This is a genomic window from Coleofasciculus sp. E2-BRE-01, assembly GCF_040221695.1.
Taxonomy (GTDB): domain Bacteria; phylum Cyanobacteriota; class Cyanobacteriia; order Cyanobacteriales; family Coleofasciculaceae; genus Coleofasciculus.
In genome coordinates this window covers 1-5,673 of record NZ_JAVKEA010000175.1, presented here as the reverse complement: position 1 = coordinate 5,673, position 5,673 = coordinate 1, and the positions used below count along the sequence as shown (strand labels likewise).

Sequence of the window (5,673 nt, the reverse complement as noted above, 5' to 3'; positions counted from 1 at the left end):
ATCGGCTTTTTGAATCCATTGAAGAGTTAGAATCTTTGTTGCATCAACTTTTAAATGAAGACAAGCTAGTTATTAACTGGGGGCGCAAACTGAAAAATAAGGGTAATGCTCTTATCACAGTTTAAATGCATGACAGCTTATGCTCATCAAGATGTCTCAGAAACACAAGTTGATCAAGCCGTGGAAAAATTTCGTGATGATTTAACTAAACGCAGTACGAGTATCAGTGGCATTAAACAGGATGCAGCCCAACTTTATGATTGGTTAATTCGCCCCTTTGAAGCTGATTTAGATGCAGCCAACTCAGATAACCCCGCCGTTAAAACCTTAGTCTTTGTCCTCGATGGTTCCTTACGCAATATTCCCCCTTCTACTCTTTATGACGGAGAAAACTATTTAATTGAGCGGTATGCAGTGGCGTTAACACCCGGTTTACAACTCCTAGAACCCAAACCCCTGAAACGCGAGAATTTCCGGGGGCTGATTGCGGGAACACCCAATGCACCAAGCTTTGAAGCAGAAGGATTTTCTCCCCTAGATAATGTTGCTGATGAGTTAGCCGGAATCCAAGAACAAATCAACCTGAATCAACTTTTAGAAAATCAGGACTTTGAGCAAGAAAATATCCGCAATAAGATTAATCAGGAACCCTTTAATCTGGTACATATTGCCACCCACGGCAAGTTTAGTTCTAATCCCCAAAAAACCTTTATTTTAGACTGGAGTGGGCGAATTAATGTTCAGGATTTAGATGATTTATTACGCGCCAATGAAACCAATCGTACCACTGCGATTGAATTACTGGTTTTGAGTGCTTGCGAGACAGCTACTGGGGATAAGCGTGCGGCATTGGGATTAGCCGGAATTGCTGTGCGAGCGGGCGCCCGCAGTACAGTGGCGACATTATGGCAAGTAAACGACGCATCCACCGCCGAATTTATGCAACGGTTTTACGAACAGTTAAAAGCACCTCAACGGAGTAAAGCTGAAGCGCTGCGGCAAACTCAAATTGCTTTCTTAACGGAGTATCCGGATGATCCCGACAAAGATTATCTGCGCCCTTATCACTGGGCGCCTTTTATTCTGATTGGGAATTGGTTATAGCCTCATCCACTATAACACTGCCAATAATGGGTTCTTGCTTAATTTCTGTTAACCCAATTCGTTCATCCCCCAAAAGGTTTAGCCAGATACTTTCTAATGTGTCATCTTCAGGGTATTTCAAACGTAATTGAGCCAATTCTGTAAGCATATCGTACCACATATCGTGACGGGCATAAGCGGCAACTCGTTCTAGGGAATTTTTTGCCTGATTTAATTCCGCCTCAAGTTCAGGAGGTTGGGGAACTCGTCGCACAAATCCTGTTAGTGATGCTGGCGTCAGTCGAGTTGTTGATTCCTGAGATTGTCTTGAACGAGGACAACTGATTTCAAAATACCAGCGATAGGTTTTATCTATTTCTAACGGCGTTTCTGTTTTGGGAATAGTGACACTAACAACTCCAGGTGTGGCTGGCAGTTTAAAGGTGGTGCGATAAATATCATTTTCCCCCTGTTGGATAGAAAATTCTCCAGAGGATACTTTGTCTGAACTGTAGGGAACATAAATCCAAAAGGTGGGATGTTCACTCACGGTTAATTGAAAGTTTTTGCCACCTGCCATGCGCGTCAGCAGTAGATCTCCTTCCTGGTATTCACAGTCACCACGAGTACCTGTTCCATTGTCGGTTTGAGGAGTACCGCCACCAGTATCATCAGGTAAATTCGGCAGGAGAGAAGGAATCGAGATTGGATCAAAGATAGTATTCGATGGTTGAACCTGTGCCGTCACTGGGGCAATAGTAGTCATTAAACTAACAATAATGCTAAGGGCTAGTACGGGTTGACGACGAGGGAGAAACATCACGTTTAAAATGTTCATATCTCACTTCATAAAAATACTATAGAATAAGTAGGTGGACACAATTAAAGTTAACGGTTGAGATTAGGGTAAGACTCTCATCGCTCAATCGCATTTTGCACCATGGCTTTGTTGACTGGTGCGGATAGAGTTTGAAGGGTGTCAGGGTTCGTCACAAGTTTCTCTACCGTCGCACTCAACAACCGGGAGCAAATTTGACGCCAAGCCTCAAGTTGTGCTGTATGTGCTTCCTGCTGGCACCAGTGTGCGATCGCAGATGACAAGTCTTCTAGTTGATCGGGTAAGGGTTGAATGAACTCAGCTAAGTCAGCTAAGTCTTGTGGGGAGAAAAGCTGGCGTTTCTCATTTAACAGTTCAACAAAAGCGATAACATTTTGTTGCTCAAATAACTCAACAGCCTGTTGGACAAATTCCAGGGGCAAATCTAAACCTTCAGCAATCATCTCCACACTCAAACCCAACTTGATCAGGCGTAGTATAGCGGTTAACTTGGCTTTAAGTTCGCCTCGTTGTTCACCTCGTTGTTCACCTCGCTGTTCACCTCGTTGTTCACCTTCAGAAAACCCTTCTTGCTTGGCTTCCTGATACACTTTGGTTTGTTTGAGTTCACTTAATCCTAACATGGCTTCTATCTCCTTGCGGCTTTTTTGCGGTAATTTATAAACGATGATTGTTTCGATTAAGTCAATTAAGTCTCTTTTTGTGCTTGGATCAGCGATCTGGACTTGGGCTTGGTTGATTAACTGCCTTGCCACTGTCGGTGCTGTCTGTTGATTCTCGATCACTAGCTTAACAATGTTTACCCCCACCGAACCCGATGCCTCTGTTTCTAACTCGTCCAAGTAAATCCGTTGCACTCGACTGAAGAGTTCCCTAAATTGTAACGGTTGTTCTCGTTCAATTCGGCGACTGGGGTAAATCACTACAACCCGCCAGGGATGAGGGGGTTTGTATTGATTTAGAAAGATAAACAGTTCTGTAAATAAACGATAGTATAAATTCTCATCGGGTTGGAACTGAACTTCGACGACGTAGAAGGGTTGGTTTGAGGTTTGGTTCTTGGGTAAAAATAAACCATCGAGTCGAAATGAGAGTTGTTTGATTTCACGGGAGGTGAATTCATACGTCGCTGCTTGTGCTGTGGATTGGTTAATCAGTTCAAAGAAGATACTGGGAAACTCTTTAAACAGGCTATAGAAGATGGTGTCAGTTTTCACATTCTCCTGGGGTAAACGTCACAGAGTTGACAAGGGGTAGTATGGCAACCTCTGTGACTCAAAATTTCTATAGTGGCGGTATTGACAAAATTAACAAGATATGAATAGAGACAATGAGAGGGAGAGTAGGTCAGAGGTGTTCGTGTAGGGTGTGTTAGCGAAGCGTAACGCACCTTTCCCACTGCGTAAGTCCTGTCTTATTCAGAGCAGTTTGTTGAACTCAACCAAGTCCCATGTGGCGTTACCGTTGTCGGTTCAGCGGTGAGAATTACAGTACCCTTGGCATCTCGATACCAACCTTGAGCCTCGATAATTCGCTTGGGTTGGTTGTCTGGGGTTTGTTGATGGACTTTCCCTTCCCCAGACGCGCCATGGCGCGTCTCTACATCCTGGGTAGGATTAGCAGTGGATTCACTCTCAGACTCAATCCGCCAATCTTCCCAAGTCGCCTCAGGGTTGAGGGGTTCATGGGGGGGTATGGGTAAGCCGCCGCGCCCAGTGACAATAAAGCTGCTCCCTTGAGCCGCTTGACAAAGATTCTGTTCGACTAATCGGGTGACATCCACCAACTCCCCTGGTAATTCTACCAACCCTCTGGCGGGGTCAAGGGGTACATTGAGTTGTATTTCACCGGGAGCGCCACCAAACTGGGAACTGGCGTCAATGTCGTTGGTGCGATTTCCGGGAATGGCTCGACGTTCTTCAATGCCAAAGATACCTTCACCGTTGATAATAATCCGTCCCCCGTCGCCTCGTTCGGCATTGGCAATAATATCACTACCGTTGACACCTTCTGGAGGCAGGGCAATCAGGAAGATACTGTTAATATTAATATTACCGCCATTAGCATCCTCGAAAGCTGTGGCAGAAATCAGGCTTTCATCGGTCATCAGCAGGGTGTTGAGGTTTTGCAGACGGATATTGGCACCGCCTTCAATCCCACTGGTTCCCGTTTCTGCGGTGACTTGACCTTGATTTAATTCTAGGGAATTTGCCCCGATAGTCAAGTTCCCGGCTTGTCCAGAGGGACTACTAACGGTGATTTGCGCCCCATCTTCTACCGATAGTCTCTGGGTGATGATATCTAAGTTTCCCGCTGGACCCCCTGTGGTTGCACTGGCGCGGATGGCGCTATCCCCGCTCAGTTGGATAAAGTCTGTGGCGTCAATGCTTACATCTCCAGCCCTGGTATCACTGCGGGTTTCGGCAGAAATTAGAGCGTCGTTGGTTACGGTTAAAGAGCCACTAAAAATTTCCACGCCCCGAGAATTCCCCTTAGCTTCCGGTTGCACTGTACTAAAAACACCACTGGGGAATCCTTGACTATCTTCCCCATCCAATAAGATGCTATCGGTTGCCCGAATTACTATCTTACCTGCATTTCCTTCTCCCAATGTAGTGGCATCAATTCGAGCGCCGTTGGTTAGGGCTAAAAAGCCACTATCAATGTCCAGACCCCGAGAATTTCCCTTGGCTCCCGGTTGCACTGTACTAAAAACACCACTGAGGAATCCTTGACTAGATTCCCCATCTAATAAGATGCTATCGGTTGCCCGAATTACTATCTTACCTGCATTTCCTTCTGCAAAGGTAGAGGCAGAAATTATAGCGCCATTGATTGCACCTAAAAAGCCACTCTCAATTTCCACGCCCCGAGAATTCCCCTTGGCTCCCGATGCCACGGCGCTAAAAACACCACTGACTAATCCTTGACTAGTGTCCCCATCCAATAAAATGGTATCAGTCGCCCGAATTACTACCTTACCTGCATCTCCTTCTCCAAATGTAGTGGCAGAAATTCTACCGCCATTGGTTGCGCTTAAAGAGCCACTCTCAATGTTCACTCCCTCAGAATTTCCCTTGGCTCCCGGTTGCACTGTACTAAAAACACCACCGGTTAATCCTTGACTATCTTCCCCATCCAATAAGATGCTGTCGGTTGCCCGAATTACTATCTGACCGGCATTTCCTTCTCCCGAAGTAGTTGCATCAATTTGAGCGCCATTGGTTACAGTTAAAGAGCCACTCTCAATTTCCACGCCCCCAGAATTTCCGTTGGCTCCCGATGCCACTGTACTAAAAATACCACTGGAGAATCCTTGACTATCTTCCCCATCCAATAAGATGCTGTCAATCGCCCGAATTACTATCTGACCGGCATCTCCTTCTCCAAAGGTAGTGGCAGAAATTCTAGCACCATTGGTTGCGCTTAAAGAGCCACTCTCAATGTTCACTCCCTCAGAATTTCCGTTGGCTATCGGTTGCACTGTACTAAAAACACCACTAATTTCTCCTTGACTATCTTCCCCATCCAATAAGATGCTATCGGTCGCCCGAATTACTATCTGACCGGCATTTCCTTCTCCCGAAGTAGTTGCATCAACTTGAGCGCCATTGGTTACAGTTAAAGAGCCACTCTCAATTTCCACACCCCGAGAATTCCCCTTAGCTCCCGATGCCACTGTACTAAAAATACCACTGCCGAATCCTTGACTATCTTCGCCATCCAATAAAATGCTATCATTTGCCAGAATT

The 5,673-nt window shown here is 45.7% G+C and carries 4 protein-coding genes and 1 pseudogene; 2 read left to right on the top strand and 3 right to left on the bottom strand.

Annotation, left to right across the window (positions count from 1 at the left end):
- Together RIG66_RS21500 and RIG66_RS21495 are read left to right on the top strand one after the other, a co-directional pair.
- Window positions 1–125 (top strand): annotated as a pseudogene (locus RIG66_RS21500) (IS630 family transposase); the annotation flags it as partial.
- 4 nt (window positions 126–129) lie between these two features.
- Window positions 130–1,104, top strand: coding sequence for a CHAT domain-containing protein (locus RIG66_RS21495; RefSeq protein ID WP_446380771.1), 975 nt, complete (start codon window positions 130–132; stop codon window positions 1,102–1,104).
- Here the strand turns inward: RIG66_RS21495 and RIG66_RS21490 are convergent.
- From RIG66_RS21490 to RIG66_RS21480, 3 genes are all read right to left on the bottom strand, one after another.
- Entirely contained in the window at window positions 1,079–1,921 is an 843-nt protein-coding gene (locus tag RIG66_RS21490; protein ID WP_446380770.1) for a DUF928 domain-containing protein, read from the bottom strand. The genes RIG66_RS21495 and RIG66_RS21490 overlap by 26 nt on opposite strands.
- Before the next feature lie 77 nt (window positions 1,922–1,998).
- On the bottom strand, window positions 1,999–3,138 hold the full coding sequence (locus RIG66_RS21485) for an Rpn family recombination-promoting nuclease/putative transposase (RefSeq protein ID WP_446380769.1): 1,140 nt from the start codon (window positions 3,136–3,138) through the stop codon (window positions 1,999–2,001).
- Between the two features lie 197 nt (window positions 3,139–3,335).
- Window positions 3,336–5,673 (bottom strand): beta strand repeat-containing protein (locus tag RIG66_RS21480; protein ID WP_446380768.1); only part of this gene is annotated, 2,338 nt, incomplete at its 5' end.